This is a genomic window from Dankookia sp. P2 (genome assembly GCF_050632255.1).
Taxonomy (GTDB): domain Bacteria; phylum Pseudomonadota; class Alphaproteobacteria; order Acetobacterales; family Acetobacteraceae; genus Paracraurococcus.
This window is the reverse complement of the sequence record NZ_CP192581.1, coordinates 4344993-4360362: the sequence shown is the minus strand read 5'-3', so window position 1 is coordinate 4360362 and position 15370 is coordinate 4344993. Positions and strand designations below refer to the sequence as shown.

Sequence of the window (15370 nt, the reverse complement as noted above, 5' to 3'; positions counted from 1 at the left end):
CGTGGGGCAGATTCGTACCGGCGGGCGTTTCCCCCGGGGGCCGCTGCTCTAGGGTGCGGCAGCGGAGGAAAGCCGATGACCACCCCGATCAGCCTGGAGGCGATGGCCGCGAGCGTGCCCGATGGCGCCCTCATCGCCCTGCCGCCCGACAACTCCCTGCCCTCGGTCGCCCTGGCCAAGGCCCTGGTGCGCCGCGGCGCCCGCAAGCTTCGGCTGCTCGGCGTGCCGGTCGCCGGCTTCGCCGCCGACATGCTGATCGGCGCCGGCTGCGTCGCCGAGATCGAGACCAGCGCCGTCTCGCTCGGCGAGGCCGGCTTCGCCCCGCGCTTCTCGGCCGCGGTCCGGGCCGGAACCCTGGTGGTGCGGGACTGCACCTGCCCGGCCGTCCACACCATGCTGCAGGCGGCGGAGAAGGGCGTGCCCTTCATGCCGCTGCGCGGGCTGATCGGCAGCGACATCCTGGCGCACCGGCCGGACTGGAAGGTGATCCCGAACCCCTATGCCGAGCAGGGCGAGGACCCGATCGTCCTGCTGCCCGCGATCTCGCCCGATGTCGCCATCTTCCACGCCGCCATGGCGGATGCTGAGGGCAATGTCTGGCTCGGCCGCCGGCGCGAATGCGCCACCATCGCGCATGCCTCGAAGCGGGCGCTGGTGACGGTGGAGCGCGTGGTCGAGGGCAACTTCCTGGAGGATGAGCGCCTGGCCCCCGGCACCATCAACGCGACCTACGTGACCGAGATCGCCATCGCCGAGCGCGGCGCGCATCCGGTGGCGCTGCTCGACGAATACGGCACCGATGCCGCCTATGTCGCGGAGTATGCGCGCATGGCGAAGACCGAGGCGGGCTTCGCCGCCTGGCTCGAACGCGAGGTCCTCGGCCCTCGGGCGGCGGCCGCGGAATGAGCGCGATCCGCCCCGAGGAACGCCTTGCCGCCGCGCTCGCCCGGCTGATTCTCGACCCGGCTGCGCCGCCGGCCCGGCATATCGCGGTCGGCGCCGCGTCCCCCCTGCCAGCCGCGGCCTGCTGGCTGGTGAAGAAGCAGGGCCATCCGGTCCGCCTCTCGCTGCTGCACAAGCGCAGCGGCAATCCTTTCACCGAGGGCACGCGGGAAGCTCTTCGACCTGACGGGACAGGGGCGGATCGACCTCTTCTTCCTCGGCGGCGGGCAGATCGACGGGCAGGCCAACCTCAACCTGGTCGGCACCGGCGAATGGCCGGGCCGCGACGTGCGGTTTCCCGGCTCCTTCGGCTCGGCCTTCATGTACATGATGTCGCACCGGACCATCCTGTTCCGCGAGGAGCATTCGCCCCGCGTGCTGGTGGACAAAGTGGACAACATCTCCGCCAACGGCGTGAACGCGCCCGGCGTCTTCCGCCGCGGCCATGCCCAGGCGCTGGTGACGGGGAAATGCGTCTTCGCCTTCCACCCCGACCGTGCCCGCTTCTCCCTGCTCACCCTGCATCCCGGCGAGACGGTCGAGAGCATCCGCGCCGCAACCGGCTTCGATTTCGACGTGCCGGGTGACGTGCCGCCGACCCCGGACCCGACGCCGGCGGAGCTCGCGCTGCTGCGCGGCCCGGTCTGCGACGAGATGCTGGAAACCTACCCGGGATTCTGCGCCCGCGTGTTCGACAGGAAATTTGCTGCATGAGCGACGCCCCCACTGCTACCGAGGGCAAGGGCCTCGCCCGCTCCGCCGGCGCCCTCGCGGGGCTGCGCGTGATCGACCTGACCCGCGTGCTCGGCGGCCCCTATTGCACCATGGTGCTGTCCGACCACGGCGCCGAGGTGGTGAAGCTCGAGCCGCCTCAGGGCGACGAGGTGCGCGACTGGGGCCCGCCCTTCGACGAGGCTGGCGATGCAAGCTACTTCGTAGGCGTCAACCGCAACAAGCGCTCGGTCGGGCTCGATCTGTCGAAGCCGGCCGGCAAGGACGTGCTGCTGCGGCTGCTCGAGGGCGCCGACGTGCTGGTCGAGAATTTCAAGCCCGGCTCGATGGAGAAATGGGGCCTCGGCTACGAGCAGGTGCTGAAGGCGCGCTTCCCCGCCTGGTGCATTGCCGCGTCTCCGGCTTCGGCGCCACCGGCCCGCTCGGCGGCTTTCCCGGCTATGACGCCGTGCTACAGGCGATGGTCGGGCTGATGTCGATCAACGGCACCGAGACCTCCGGCCCGACCCGGCTCGGCAACCCGATCGTCGACATCGCCACCGGCCTGTTCAGCACCATCGCCATCCTGATGGCGCTGCAGGAGCGGGAGAAGAGCGGGCTCGGCCAGTATTGCGACATGACGCTGCATGATTGCGGCATGGCGCTGCTGCACCCGCATGCCGCCAACTTCTTCCTGAACGGCAAGCGGCCGAAGCCGACCGGCAACCCGCACCCGAACCTCGCGCCCTATTCCAAGTTCAGGACGAAGACCTGCGAGATCTTCGTCGCCGCCGGCAACGATCCCGCCTTCAGGAAATTCTGCGAGTTCCTCGGCTTCCCGGAGATGGCGAAGGACGAACGTTTCGCCACCAATGGCGCCCGCGTGGTCAATCGCGATGCGCTGACCGCGGTGCTGGAGACGCGCTTCGCCGAGGAGGACGGCCACGACCTGACCCGGCGCATGCTGGCGGCCGGCCTGCCGGCTGGTCCTGTCCTGCATGTGGACGAAGCGATGGCGGCGGAGCATACCGCGCATCGCGCCATGGTGACGAAGCTCGGCAGCTATCGCGGTCTCGGCACCCCCATCAAGCTGTCCCGCACACCGGGCGGCACGCGGGCAGCGCCCCCACGCTATGCCGAGCATACCGACGAGGTGCTGGCGGCACGGGGTTTTTCGGCGGAAGAACTGAAGGCGCTGCGGGCGAGTGGTGTCCTGGTGGAGCAACGACGCAAGTGAGTGACACCACGACCGAACGGCCGCCGACCATTCCGCTGCTGCGGCTGATCCCCGTCGAGATCCCGCGTCGCGGTCCGGATCCTGTTCCGCACTTGGCACGCAGCGCTGGCGACCGACCAGCGCTTCTCCTCGCTGCGGAAGGCGGCGGCCGAGGAGGTGGCGGAAGCGGCCGAGGCGGTGCGGGACGGCTTCGAATGGCGCGTGACGCTGCGCCCCGCGGGCTTGCCGGCCGGGCTCGACTTCAAGATTCGCCTGCACGACAAGTCGGCTTCCTATACGCCGCTCGACCGCAACAACCCGGCGGCCTTCGGCCGCGACCCGACCACCGGCGACACCTATGTGCTGCGCCAATGGTACGATACCAAGCGCATCGGCAGCCGGGCGCTGAACGCCGAGATCCTGGCCGCCTATGACGCGCCGCCGACCGCCGAACTGGTGCATGCGCCGTCGCAGCCCAATCCGGGCCGTGGGCGCCTTTATCTGATCGTCGCCAGGCTGACCGACGAGCCTGCCGCGATCGCTCAGCAGACCTTCGACGCACTGGCCGGCTTCCACCGGGTGGCCGCCACGGCCCGCGAGAACTTCATCTAACCTCTCCGCCGCCAGCCTGACGAGCGCCGCGGGGCCGGCCCGGCTTGCACACGCAGCCGTTTCTCGCACCGCGCCCACCGCCCCGTGCCGCATGGGTTTGGTGGCTTGCGCCGGGGGCGGCGGCCCGGTCTAATACCTCCCAGTCCAGGAACGAAAGCCGCCGGAGGCCCGTGAAGGGCCCATGACGTGGCTGAGGGAGGTTGCATGCTCCGCCCCCGCGGGCCGCTCGCGCGGCCCCTATCCCCATGCGTCCCCGCGCCCCGGCGCGGCGGTCCGGACTGAGCCGGCACCGCATGGCCCTGCTCGAAGTCCAGGACATCGTCATCCGCTTCGGCGGGGTGACGGCAGTCGCCGGCGTCTCCTTCGACGTGGAGGAACGGCAGATCTGCGGCTTGATCGGCCCGAGACGGCGCCGGCAAGACCACCACCTTCAACTGCATCAGCGGCATCTACCGACCGGATCCCGGAGCCGTGCGCTTCGCCGGCCGGGACATCACCGGCGAGCCGAAGCACCGCATGACCGGCTTCGGCATCGGCCGCACCTTCCAGAACCTGGCGCTGTTCCGCAGCATGACCGTGCGGGAGAACGTGCTCGCCGGGGCGCATTCCTCAGGACATACGGGCTTCATCGCCAGCGCCTTCGGCCTGCCGCAGGTGCGGCGCGAGGCGGCCGAGGCGGCGGGGCATGCGCGCGAGCTGCTGGCGCTGCTGAACCTGGAACGCGTCGCCGATGCGCCGGTCGCCGCCTTGCCCTTCGGCTGGCAGAAGCGCGTCGAGATGGCGCGCGCGCTGATCAGCCGGCCGAAGCTGCTGCTGCTGGACGAACCGGCCGGCGGCCTCAACCACGGCGAGGTCGACGAGCTGGCGGTGCTGCTCGGCGAGATCCGGCGGAATTTCGACCTCTCGATCCTGCTGGTCGAGCATCACATGAGCCTAGTCATGCGCGTCTCCGACAAGGTCGTCGCGCTCGACTTTGGCAAGAAGATCGCCGACGGCACGCCGCACGAGGTGCGCAGCGACCCCGAGGTTATCCGGGCCTATCTGGGTGGCGGGGACGCGCATGCCGACGCTGCTTGAGGTCAAGGGCCTGAAGGCCGGCTATGGCCATGCGCATGTGCTGCATGGCCTCGATTTCCGGGTGGACGAGGGCGGCGTCACCGCCCTGCTCGGCGCCAACGGGGCCGGCAAGACGACCACGCTGCGTGCCATCTGCGGCATGGTGCGCACCGAGGGCGACATCCAGTTCCAGGGCCAGCCGCTGAACGGCAAGGCAACCGAGGACATCGTCCGCCGCGGCATCGCGCATGTGCCGGACGGCCGCGGCACCTTCATGGAGCTGACGGTCGAGGAGAATTTCCGCCTCGGCGCCTATGTCCGGAGCGATGACAAGGTTCAGGCGGATTTCGACCGGCTCTGCGAGTGGTTCCCGCGCCTGAAGCAGCGCTGGAAGCAGCAGGCCGGCACGCTCTCGGGCGGCGAGCAGCAGATGCTGGCGATCGCCCGCGCGCTGCTGCTGCGGCCCAAGCTGCTGCTGCTGGACGAGCCGAGCTTCGGCCTCGCCCCGCTGATCGTGCAGGAGATCTTCGGCATCATGCGCCGCATCCGCGCCGAGAGCGGCGTCGGCATCCTGCTGGTCGAGCAGAACGCCAACTTGGCGCTGGAGCTCGCCGACCTCGCTTACCTGCTGGAAACCGGCAACATCGTCATGTCCGGCATCGCCGCCGAGATCCGGCAGGACGAGGCCATCCGTCGCTCGTACCTGGGGTACTGATCCAATGGACGGACTAGCGCACCAGATCGTCGCCGGCATCGCCACCGGGGGCATCTACGCCTCGGTCGCCCTGGCGATCGTCATGATCTACCAGGCGACTCACCACGTGAACTTCGCACAGGGCGAGATGGCGACGTTGTCGACCTTCATCGCCTGGTCCATGGTGCAGGCTGGCATGCCCTACTGGGTCGCTTTCTTCGGCACGGTGGTGGTGTCCTTCGGCATTGGCGTGGTGGTGGAACGGATCCTGATCCGCCCGGTTGCCAACGCGCCGATCCTGACCATGGTGGGCGTCTTCATCGGCCTGCTGCTGATCGTCGGCAACGCCACCGGCTGGATCTTCGGCTACACGACCAAGGTTTTCCCCACTCCCTTCACCAGCGACAAGCCGCTTTTCGGCGGTCTGGTTTCGGCGCATGAGCTGGGCAGCACAGTGGTGACGCTGACCGTGCTGACCCTCGTCTGGGCCTTCTTCCGCTTCACCAAGCTTGGCCTGGCGATGCGTGCCGCGGCCTACAACCCGCGCTCGGCGCGCCTCGTCGGCATCCGGGTCGGCTGGATGCTGGCGCTGGGCTGGGCCTCGCGGCGGCGATCGGCGCGGTGGCGGGGATGATGGTGGCGCCGGTCGTCTTCCTCGACCCCACCATGATGCTCGGCATCCTGCTCTATGCCTTCGCCGGCGCGCTGATGGGCGGCATCGACAACCCTGCCGGCGCGGTGCTCGGCGGCTTCTCGGTCGGCGTGCTGGAGAACCTGGCCGGCGCCTATGTGGTCGGCACCGAGCTCAAGCTGACGGTGGCGCTGGCCATCATCATCGGCGTGCTGGTCGTGCGTCCCTCCGGCCTGTTCGGCCGCGTCGTCTTCAGCCGGGTGTGAGGCCATCATGAGCGCGAGCAAGGGCCTGGAATCCGAGGTCGAACTCGGGGCGGTCGCCGCCCCGGCCGCCACCCCGCCTGGCAGCGGGCGCTGCTGGTCCTGCTGGGCCTGGTCGTCGCCATCGCGCCGATCTTCGTGCTGGAGAGCTTCCACCTCTTCCAGCTGACCATGGCGGTGATCATGGCACTGGCGGTGCTGGGGCTGAACATCGTCTCCGGCTACAACGGCCAGATCAGCCTCGGCCACGGCGCCTTCTTCGCGGTCGGCGCCTACATCACCGCGATCCTGATGTCGCATTGGGATTGGTCCTTCTGGGCGACGCTGCCCTTCTCCGCGGCGATCTGCGCCGCGATCGGCTTCGCCATCGGCTTCCCGGCGCTGCGGCTGGCCGGCCACTACCTGGCGCTGACCACCTTCTCGCTCGCGGTCGCCGTGCCGCAGATCCTCAAGCACAAATCGATCGAGGACTGGACCGGCGGTGTGCAGGGGCTGTTCCTGGTGAAGCCGGATGCGCCGGCGGGCATCGGGCTCTCGCCGGACCAGTGGATGTACGTGGTGACCGTCATCGTCGCCGGCGCCTGCTTCCTGCTGGTGTCCAACCTCATCCGCAGCCGCATCGGCCGCGCCCTGATGGCGACGCGCGACCACCCTACCGCCGCCGAGGCGATGGGCATGGATATCGCCTCGCTCAAGACCAAGGCCTTCGCGGTCAGCGCGATGATCACCGGGATTGCCGGCTCGCTCTCCGCCGTGGCGATCGAGACTCGTGGCGCCCGACAGCTTCGGCTTCGGCGTCTCCATCACGCTCTTCGTCGGGATGGTGGTGGGCGGCGTCGCCTCGATCCTGGGGTCGCTCTTTGGCGGATTGTTCGTGCTGTTCGTGCCGAACATCGCGGAAGCCATCAGCAAGGCAGCGCCGGGCGTGATCTACGGCGTCATCCTCATCCTCTTCCTCTTCCTGCTGCCGGACGGCTTCGCCGGGCTGGTGCGGCGCGTCGCCGGTCGGCTGCGCGGCCGCGGCTGACATTCGGAGTGACTGCATGACCACCACACGTCGCACTGTCCTCGGCGGGGCCGCCGCCGCGCTGGCTTTGCCCGGCATCGTCCGGGCGCAGGAGAGCCCCGGCGTCACTGCGACAGAGTTGCGTATCGGCACCACCTATGCGCTGTCCGGCCCCGCTTCCGCTTACTCGCTGATCCCGAAATGCCTGACCGCGATGTTCAAGCGGCTGAACGAGCAGGGCGGCATCACCGGGCGGCAGGTGAATTTCATCGTGCTCGATGACGCCTATAGCCCGCCGAAGACGCTGGAGCAGGCGCGCCGGCTGGTGGAGCAGGACAAGGTCGCCTTCCTCTTCAACAACCTCGGCACGCCGACCAACAGCGCCATCCACCGCTACATGAACGCGCGCAAGGTGCCGCACCTGTTCCTGGCCACTGGCGCCGACAAATGGGCCAATCCGAAGGAATATCCCTGGACCATCGGCTGGCAGCCCAGCTACCGGACCGAGGCGCAGATCTACGCCAAGTACATCCTCGAGCAGAAGCCCAACGCCAAGATCGGCCTGATCTACCAGAACGACGATTTCGGCAAGGATTACGTCAACGGCGTCAAGGACGTGCTCGGCGCCAAGTTCGACGCCATGGTCAAGCTGGTCTCGCACGAAGCCACGGACGCGACCATCGACAGCCAGATCGTCTCGCTGCAGGCGGCGGGCTGCGACGCGCTGGTCTGCGGCATCATCCCGCGCTTCGCCTCCCAGGCCATCCGCCGGGTCTTCGACCTGGGCTGGAAGCCGCTGATGTTCATGAGCAACGTCTCCGTCTCCGGCTCCGTCGTCATCGAGCCGGCGGGCAAGGAGAAGGCGATCGGCCTCATCACCTCCGACTACCGCAAGGACCAGTCCGACCCGTCCTGGGCCGATGATCCCGGCATGAAGGAATGGCGCGACTTCATGGCACGCTATATCCCGGACGGCGACATGGGCGACAACAACTACACCTATGCCTATGGCGTCGGCCTGACGCTGCTGCAGGCGCTGAAGCAGTGCGGCAACGACTTCTCGCGCGAGAACGTGCTGAAGCAGGCGACGAACATCGCGCCGCTCGAGCTGCCGACGCTGCTGCCCGGCGTGAAGGTCAGCACCAGCCCCACCAACTATCACCCGATCCGCCACATGCAGCTGCAGCGCTGGGACGGCAAGGGCTGGGTCCGCTTCGGCAACGTGATCGAGGGCGCCAACGTGTAGCGAGATGCGCGCTTCCGAAGGGAGTGGGGGACACGAGATGCTCGGCAGAAGGCATGTGTTGATCGCGGCGGGCGCACTGGTGGCGCCCGCAGTGGCGCGGGCGCAGGAGACGCCTGGCGTCACCGCGACGGAAATCCGCATCGGCAGTACCAATTCGTTGTCCGGCCCGCTCTCCTCCTATTCGGTGATCTCCCGCTGCACCGCGGCGATGTTCAAGCGGCAGAACGACGAAGGCGGCATCGCCGGCCGGAAGATCAGCTTCACCGTCTATGACGACGGCTTCCAGCCGCCGAAGACGCTGGAACAGGCCCGCCGGCTGATCGAGCAGGACAAGGTCGCCTTCCTGTTCAACACGCTGGGAACCGCGACCAACAGCGCCATCCAGCGCTACGTCAATGCCCGCAAGGTGCCGCACCTGTTCCTGGCGACCGGCGCCGACAAATGGGCCAACCCACAGGAATTCCCTGGACCATCGGCTGGCAGCCCAGCTACCGGGTCGAGGCGCAGATCTATGCCAAGCACATCCTGGAACAGAAACCGGATGCGAAGGTCGCGCTGCTCTACCAGAACGACGATTTCGGCAAGGACTTCATCAACGGCCTGAAGGATGTCCTCGGCGCCCGCTATGACTCTATGGTGCGCGGCGCCAGCTACGAGGCGACCGACCCGACCATCGACAGCCAGGTGGTCAGCCTGCAGCAGACCGGCGCCGAGGTCGCGGTGCTGGCGACCGCGCCGAAATTCGCCGCGATGGCGATCCGCAAGATCCACGACATCGGCTGGCGGCCGCTGAGCTTCGTCGCCAACATCGCCTCCTCCGCCGGCGCGGTGATGAACACCGCGGGGGCCGAGAAGGGCATCGGCGTCGTCACCTCCGACTTCCGCAAGGACCATACCGACCCCGCCTGGGCGGATGATCCCGGCATGAACGAATGGCGCGGCTTCATGCGGCAATATGTCCCGGACGGCGACCTGGCCGACAACAACTACACGCTCGCCTATGGCTTCGGCATGACCATGCTGCAGACGCTGAAGCAGTGCGGCAACGACTTCTCGCGCGAGAACGTCATGCGGCAGGCGACCAGCCTCGCGCCCTTCGAGGTGCCGACGCTGCTGCCCGGCATCATGGTCAGCACCACGCCGCGCAGCTACCGCCCAGTCCGCCAGATGCAGTTGCAGCGCTGGGACGGCCGGTCCTGGCTGCGCTTCGGCCGGGTGATCGAGGGCGCCGATGTCTAACGGGAGGAAGAGCATGCTCGGACGACGCGGACTGCTTGCGGCGGCACTGACCGCACCCGCCATCGCGCGGGCGGAGGACGCGCCCGGCGTCACCGCAACCGAGATCCGCATCGGCAACACCATGCCCTATAGCGGACCGAACAGCGCCTATGGCGTGATCGGCCGTACCGAGCAGGCCTTCATTCGCATGCTGAACGAGCAGGGCGGCTTCGCCGGGCGGAAGATCAACTTCATCACCTATGACGACGCCTTCAGTCCGCCGAAGACGGTCGAGCAGGTTCGCCGGCTGGTCGAGCAGGACAAGGTCGCCTTCCTGTTCAACACGCTCGGCACGCCGACCAACAACGCCATCCTGCGATACTGCAACCAACGCAAGGTGCCACAGCTTTTCGTCGCCACCGGCGCCGACAAATGGGGCAACTACCAGGATGCGCCCTGGACCATGGGCTGGCAGCCCAGCTACCGGACCGAGGCGCAGATCTACGCCAAGCACCTGCTGGCCGAAGGCCGCGACTTCAAACTGGCGATCGTCTTCCAGAACGACGATTTCGGGAAGGACTACATCGCCGGCATGCGCGACGTGCTCGGCGCCGCGCGCTTCGATGCAAGGGTGAAGACGGCGTCCTTCGAGATCACCGACCTCGACGCCGGACAGCCAGATCCTGTCGCTGCAGGCCACCGGCGCCGATGTGCTGATGATCGCGCTCGGCCCGAAGGCGGCGGCGCAGGCGATCCGCAAGGTGCACGACATCGGCTGGCAGGCGCAGCGCTACCTGACCAACGTCTCGCTCTCGGTCGCCGCGGTGATGCAGCCGGCGGGTGTGGAGAAGGGCGTGGGCATCATCACCTCTGGCTACCTGAAGGACCAGGGCGACGCCGCCTGGCGCGACGATCCCGGCATGAACGAGCTGCGCGCCTTCACCAAGCAATGGATGCCCGACGCCGACCTGAACGACGCCAATGTCGTATACGGCTACGCGCTCGGCCGCACCCTGCAGCAGCTGCTGACCCAGTGCGATGGCGATTTCTCACGTGAAAACGTGATGAAGCAGGCTGCCAATCTCAAGGATGTGGCGATCCCGGTGCTGCTGCCCGGCATCACCTTGAATACCGGCCCGCAGGACTACCGGCCGATCCAGAAGATGCAGCTCCAGCGTTGGGACGGCGCATCCTGGGTCCGGTTCGGCGGCCTGATCGAAGGCGCGGACGTCTGAACGACAGGGAGAGACGATGATGACACTGACCCGCCGCCATCTGCTTGCCACAGGCACCGCTTTCGTGGCGGCGCCCGCCATCGCGCGTGCCCAGGACCTGCCCGGCGTCACCGCCACCGAGATCCGCATCGGCAACACCATGCCCTATAGCGGCCCGGCCAGCGCCTATGGCAGCATCGGCCGCTCACACCAGCACTTCTTCAAAATGATCAACGACCAGGGCGGCATCGCCGGGCGCAAGATTAACTTCATCACCTACGACGACAATTACAGCCCGCCGAAGACGGTCGAGCAGGTTCGCCGACTGGTCGAGCAGGACAAGGTCGCATTCCTGTTCAACACGCTCGGCACGGCCACGAACAGCGCCATCGTTCGCTACGTAAATCAGCGCAAGGTGCCGCATCTTTTCCTGTCCACCGGCGCGGACAAGTGGGGCAACTACCAGGAGACCCCGTGGACCATGGGCTGGCAGCCAAGCTACCGGACCGAGGCCCAGATTTACACCAAGCACATGCTGGAGCAGAAGCCAGGCGCGAAGCTGGCGCTGCTCTACCAGAACGACGATTTCGGCAAGGACTACGTCGCCGGCGTCAAGGACGTGCTGGGCGCAAAATACGATAGCATCGTCCGCGCCGTCAGCCACGAGGCGACGGACCCGACCATCGACAGCCAGGTCGTCACCCTGCAGGGCAGCGGCGCCGACGTGCTGCTGACCGCAACCACACCGAAATTGCCGCCCAGACGATCAAGAAGGTCTTCGATGTCGGCTGGCGGCCGGTGCATTTCCTGACCAATGTCTCGATCTCGGTCGGCACGGTCATGGAACCGGCGGGGCCGGAGAAGGGCGTCGGCATCATCACCTCAGCCTATCTGAAGGACCCGACCGATCCGGGCTGGGCCAACGACGCCGGCATGAACGAGTGGCGCGCCTTCATGGCCAAGTACATCCCGGATGGCGACGTGAAGGACGGCAGCTTCCCCTTCGCCTATGGCATCGCCCAGACCCTGATGAAGGTGCTGGAACAGTGCAGGGGCGACTTCTCGCGCGAGAGCATCATGAAGCAGGCAGCCAGCCTGAACGACTTCATCCCGGCCACCACGCTGCCGGGCATCAAGGTCAGCACCTCCGCCACCAATTTCCACCCGATCAAGCAGATGCAGCTGCAGCGCTGGACCGGCAGCACCTGGGAACGCTTCGGCGGGGTTATCGAGGGCGCCAACGTCTGACGCCCTTACGGTGGCGGGGCTTGCGCCCCGCCCCGGGCTACCGGGCCGTATAGCCGCCGTCGACCTGCCAGCAGGACCCGGTGACGAAGCCGGCCCGGTCGGAGCACATCCAGACCACCGCCTCGGCAATTTCCTCCGGCTTGCCCATCCGCGCCATCGGCACCCGCGCCATCAACGCCTCGCCGCGGCGGCGCACCGTTTCCTCAGTCATCGGCGTTTCGATATAGCCAGGGCAGACCGCGTTGACCCGGATGTTTTCCGGCGCATGATCGATCGCCGCCGCCTTGGTGAGCCCGACCACGGCGTGCTTGCTGGCGACATAGGCCGCCGCCGCCGCTGCCGATCAGGCCGAGGATGGAAGCGGTGTTGACGATGGCGCCGCCGCCCTGCTTACGCATCTGCGCCACCTCATGCCGCAGGCATCGCCAGACACCGTGCAGGTTGACGTCGATTAGCCCGAGCCAGGAGGCTTCTTCCAGGTCTGCTGCCAGCACGCCTGCCGAGTTGAACTGGTAGGGCGCGACCCCGGCATTGTTGAAGGCGCAGTCGAGCCCGCCGAAGGCGTTCACCGCCGCCATCACCATCGCCGCCACCTGCGCGTCGTCGGTGACGTCGCAGGCGATCGCCACAGCCTCGCCGCCCACGGCCTCGATCGCGGCGACGGTCGCCTTCGCGGCTTCGATGTTGCGGTCGGCCGCGGCGACCCAGGCGCCCTCCCGCACGAAAGCCAGCGCCGCGGCGCGGCCGATGCCGGAGCCCGCGCCGGTGATCAGCGCCGACTTGCCGTCGAGCATGCCAGCCAACGGATCAGCCCCCCGCCCAGTGATGCGCCAGCGACAGCGCGGCCTGGCGCAGCGCCAGGTCGGCGGCTGGGATGAACTTGCCCATGCCGAGGAAGGCGTGCATCTGGTCCGCCATGTAGACGGAGGTCACCCGCACGCCATCGGCCTCCAGCCGCTTCGCGTATTCCAATCCTTCGTCGACCAGCGGATCGTAGCCGGCGGTCATAACGAAGGCGCTCGCCACGCCCTTCAGGCTGGGCACGCGCAACGGGCTGGCCTGCCATTCCAGGCGGCGCGCCGCATCGGGCGTGTAGTGGTCGATGAACCAGCGCATCGTCTTGTCGGTCAGCACCAGATTCTCGGTGAAGCGCTGATAGGCCGGGCGCTCTCCCGCCATGTCGGTGGCGGGATAGAGCAGCAGTTGGAAGCCGACTTTTGGCGCCGCGCCGTCGCGCGCCATGATCGCCAGCACGGCGGCGAGATTGCCGCCGGCGCTGTCGCCACCGACCGCGATGCGGTTGGCATCGATCCGCAGCCTGCCGGCGTTCTCTGCGACGAAGCGCAGCGCCGCAGCGCAGTCGTCCACCGCCGCAGGGTAGACGTGTTCCGGCGCCATCCGATAGTCCACTGCGACGACGCAGCAGCGCGCCGCATTGGCCAGCACGCGGCACATCTGGTCATGGCTGTCGAGGTCGCCGATCACCCAGCCACCGCCATGCAGGTAGAGCAAGCAGGGCAGCACCTCGCTGGCCTGCGTTCCGACCGCGCGGTAGCGCCGCAGCTTCACCGGGCCGAGCGGGCCGGGGCAGGTCAGGTCCTCCAGCTCCGCCACCGGCTCCGGCTCCGGCTGCATGACGGCGCGCGACTTCGCCGTTGCCTCCCGCGCCTCCGCCGGGCTCAGCGTGTGCAGCGGTGGCCGGCCGAGCTCCTTCATCAGGTTGAGAACGGTGACGGCACCGGGATCAAGCGGCATTGGATCATCCCACCCAGGACAGCATTGCGTCGGCCACCATATCCGGCCGGTCGAGTTCGGCCAGGTGGCCGGCGCCGGGAATGGTGCGAGATCTCGTGCGGGCCGCCGAGCGCCGCAGCGATGCGCGCGGCATAGCTGCGCGGCATGACCCGGTCCTGCTCGCCCCAGAGCAACAGGGTCGGCGCCTTGACCAGCGGCAGGCGTTTCTCCAGCCGCGTATTGCCGAGCGGCCAGAAGATACGGGCGGAGGCCTCGACCGCGCGGGTCTGCTCGATCGGCCATTCGACGCTGTTGGCGCCCTCCGGCACCGCCTTCAGGGCCTTCCAGGTCTCCGGGTCGGCGCACATCAGCCCGGCCACCTGGTCGGCCCGCTGCGCCCAGGGATCGAGCGGCGGCTCGGCCTCATCGTACAGGCCGAAGGGCGCGATCAGCGCCAGGCGCCTGACGCTCTCGGGCCAGAGCGCCGCCATCTCGGCCGCCATCGACGCGCCGACCGAGCTGCCCGCGAGGTCGGCGCCCTGCAGCCCGGCGGCCTGGATGACCTGCCGCACCGCCAGCAGCCAGTCGAGATGCGTGTCCAGCACGCTGTGGCCGCGGTCGCCGCCGGGGAAGCCGGGCAGCGAGGGCACGATCACCGTCCGCCGCTCGGCCAGCCGGTCGAGGAATGGCACCCAGCGCGGCAGCCCGCCGAAGCCGGCGAGGAAACCGAGCGGCGCGCCGCTCCCCTTGCGCCAGATGCGGGTCGGGAAGCCGTTGATGTCGACGGTCGAGACGTCGGGTTCGCTCACCGTGGCGCTCCTACTCGGCCGCCAGCTTCGGCGCGAAGCCGGGCAGCTCGGCGCGCTCGGTCGGCTGCATCGGCTTCGGCCACCAGCGATCCTCCCATTCGGAGAAGCGGGTCTTCAGCCGCGGCATCACCTTCTCGGCGAAGATCCGCGTGTTGTACTGGGTCAGCTGCTTGCCCATGTTGCCGAACTGCATCAGCAGCATGAGGTGGCCGACATTCAGGTCGTCGGCCAGCGCGTTGAGCTGCTCCACCACCTCGTCCGGCGAGCCGATGACGACATAGCCGCGGTCGACGAAGTCGGCCATGGTCATGCCGCGGTTGGTCTTGTCGCCCATGATGAGCGACTGCGCATTCGCCGCCTTCTTCACCATGCTCTCGAGGCCGGCGCGCTGCGTCGCCTCCGTGCTGTAGCCGGCGGGCGCGGCGAAGCGCGGGTCGACATGCAGGCAGCGGTTGAAGAAATACTCGGCCGGCTGGGTGTAGAGCTCGATCGCCTGCTCGCGGCTCTCGGCCACCGCGACCACCTGGGCGAAGCCGGCGCGGTAGGGGTTCCGGTCCTTGCCGAGCCGGTCCATCTCGGCCCAGAAGCCGTCCATGGTCGCCTTGCCGGCCTTGTAGCCGTAATAGGACAGGTAGCAGTAGACGTAGTCCATCTCGGCGCACCACTGCCAAGTCTCGACCGACCCGCCGCCGGGAATCCAGATCGGCGGGTGCGGCTGCTTGCACCGGGCGTGGCCAGATGTTGACGTAGCGCTGCTGGTTGAAGCGGCC

The 15370-nt window shown here is 68.2% G+C and carries 19 protein-coding genes and 2 pseudogenes; 17 read left to right on the top strand and 4 right to left on the bottom strand.

Going from position 1 to position 15370, the window contains the following annotated elements; genetic code table 11:
• Window positions 1-75: 75 nt before the first annotated feature.
• The 17 genes and pseudogenes from ACQ86J_RS25825 (at window position 76) to ACQ86J_RS25745 (ending at window position 12057) form a co-directional block, all read left to right on the top strand.
• Complete coding sequence (locus tag ACQ86J_RS25825; protein WP_431267783.1) at window positions 76-906, top strand: CoA transferase subunit A; 831 nt, start codon at window positions 76-78, stop codon at window positions 904-906.
• Between the two features lie 144 nt (window positions 907-1050).
• Window positions 1051-1656 carry a CoA-transferase gene (locus ACQ86J_RS25820; protein WP_431272535.1) on the top strand — a complete coding sequence of 202 codons (606 nt, stop codon included), beginning with the start codon at window positions 1051-1053 and terminating at the stop codon, window positions 1654-1656.
• Window positions 1653-2147 (top strand): CoA transferase, encoded by a 495-nt coding sequence (locus ACQ86J_RS25815; RefSeq protein ID WP_431267782.1) that lies wholly within the window; start codon window positions 1653-1655, stop codon window positions 2145-2147. The genes ACQ86J_RS25820 and ACQ86J_RS25815 overlap by 4 nt, the downstream gene beginning before the upstream one ends.
• Window positions 2057-2890 (top strand): CaiB/BaiF CoA transferase family protein, encoded by an 834-nt coding sequence (locus ACQ86J_RS25810; RefSeq protein WP_431267781.1) that lies wholly within the window; start codon window positions 2057-2059, stop codon window positions 2888-2890. The genes ACQ86J_RS25815 and ACQ86J_RS25810 overlap by 91 nt, the downstream gene beginning before the upstream one ends.
• 156 nt (window positions 2891-3046) lie before the next feature.
• Window positions 3047-3481 (top strand): hypothetical protein, encoded by a 435-nt coding sequence (locus ACQ86J_RS25805; RefSeq protein ID WP_431267780.1) that lies wholly within the window; start codon window positions 3047-3049, stop codon window positions 3479-3481.
• Between the two features lie 438 nt (window positions 3482-3919).
• Entirely contained in the window at window positions 3920-4558 is a 639-nt protein-coding gene (locus ACQ86J_RS25800) for an ABC transporter ATP-binding protein (protein ID WP_431272534.1), read from the top strand.
• The gene (locus tag ACQ86J_RS25795) at window positions 4542-5252 is read left to right on the top strand and encodes an ABC transporter ATP-binding protein (protein ID WP_431267779.1); all 711 of its coding nucleotides are present in this window, start codon (window positions 4542-4544) and stop codon (window positions 5250-5252) included. The genes ACQ86J_RS25800 and ACQ86J_RS25795 overlap by 17 nt, the downstream gene beginning before the upstream one ends.
• A 4-nt stretch (window positions 5253-5256) precedes the next feature.
• The gene (locus tag ACQ86J_RS25790; protein WP_431267778.1) at window positions 5257-5865 is read left to right on the top strand and encodes a branched-chain amino acid ABC transporter permease; all 609 of its coding nucleotides are present in this window, start codon (window positions 5257-5259) and stop codon (window positions 5863-5865) included.
• On the top strand, window positions 5853-6128 hold the full coding sequence (locus ACQ86J_RS25785; protein ID WP_431267777.1) for a hypothetical protein: 276 nt from the start codon (window positions 5853-5855) through the stop codon (window positions 6126-6128). Before ACQ86J_RS25790 ends, ACQ86J_RS25785 begins: the two co-directional genes overlap by 13 nt.
• A 135-nt stretch (window positions 6129-6263) precedes the next feature.
• Window positions 6264-7172, top strand: a complete 909-nt coding sequence (locus tag ACQ86J_RS25780; protein WP_431267776.1) for a branched-chain amino acid ABC transporter permease — start codon at window positions 6264-6266, stop codon at window positions 7170-7172.
• Window positions 7169-8377, top strand: a complete 1209-nt coding sequence (locus ACQ86J_RS25775) for an ABC transporter substrate-binding protein (protein WP_431267775.1) — start codon at window positions 7169-7171, stop codon at window positions 8375-8377. Before ACQ86J_RS25780 ends, ACQ86J_RS25775 begins: the two co-directional genes overlap by 4 nt.
• 37 nt (window positions 8378-8414) lie before the next feature.
• Window positions 8415-8981, top strand: a complete 567-nt coding sequence (locus tag ACQ86J_RS25770) for an ABC transporter substrate-binding protein (RefSeq protein ID WP_431267774.1) — start codon at window positions 8415-8417, stop codon at window positions 8979-8981.
• Window positions 8885-9616, top strand: a complete 732-nt coding sequence (locus ACQ86J_RS25765; RefSeq protein WP_431272533.1) for an ABC transporter substrate-binding protein — start codon at window positions 8885-8887, stop codon at window positions 9614-9616. Before ACQ86J_RS25770 ends, ACQ86J_RS25765 begins: the two co-directional genes overlap by 97 nt.
• Window positions 9609-10199, top strand: a pseudogene (locus ACQ86J_RS25760) (ABC transporter substrate-binding protein); the annotation flags it as partial. The gene ACQ86J_RS25765 and the pseudogene ACQ86J_RS25760, both read left to right, overlap by 8 nt.
• Window positions 10200-10311: 112 nt before the next feature.
• Entirely contained in the window at window positions 10312-10830 is a 519-nt protein-coding gene (locus ACQ86J_RS25755; RefSeq protein ID WP_431267773.1) for a hypothetical protein, read from the top strand.
• A gap of 16 nt (window positions 10831-10846) precedes the next feature.
• Entirely contained in the window at window positions 10847-11620 is a 774-nt protein-coding gene (locus tag ACQ86J_RS25750; protein ID WP_431267772.1) for an ABC transporter substrate-binding protein, read from the top strand.
• Window positions 11608-12057: a hypothetical protein gene (locus ACQ86J_RS25745; protein WP_431267771.1), complete on the top strand. Its 450-nt coding sequence runs from the start codon at window positions 11608-11610 to the stop codon at window positions 12055-12057. The genes ACQ86J_RS25750 and ACQ86J_RS25745 overlap by 13 nt, the downstream gene beginning before the upstream one ends.
• A gap of 37 nt (window positions 12058-12094) precedes the next feature.
• Here the strand turns inward: ACQ86J_RS25745 and ACQ86J_RS25740 are convergent.
• From ACQ86J_RS25740 to ACQ86J_RS25725, 4 genes and pseudogenes are all read right to left on the bottom strand, one after another.
• A pseudogene (locus ACQ86J_RS25740) lies at window positions 12095-12851 on the bottom strand (glucose 1-dehydrogenase).
• A gap of 13 nt (window positions 12852-12864) precedes the next feature.
• Entirely contained in the window at window positions 12865-13812 is a 948-nt protein-coding gene (locus tag ACQ86J_RS25735; RefSeq protein ID WP_431267770.1) for an alpha/beta hydrolase, read from the bottom strand.
• Window positions 13773-14600: an alpha/beta fold hydrolase gene (locus tag ACQ86J_RS25730; RefSeq protein ID WP_431267769.1), complete on the bottom strand. Its 828-nt coding sequence runs from the start codon at window positions 14598-14600 to the stop codon at window positions 13773-13775. The genes ACQ86J_RS25735 and ACQ86J_RS25730 overlap by 40 nt, the downstream gene beginning before the upstream one ends.
• 10 nt (window positions 14601-14610) lie before the next feature.
• Window positions 14611-15297: an LLM class flavin-dependent oxidoreductase gene (locus ACQ86J_RS25725; protein ID WP_431272532.1), complete on the bottom strand. Its 687-nt coding sequence runs from the start codon at window positions 15295-15297 to the stop codon at window positions 14611-14613.
• Window positions 15298-15370: the final 73 nt, after the last annotated feature.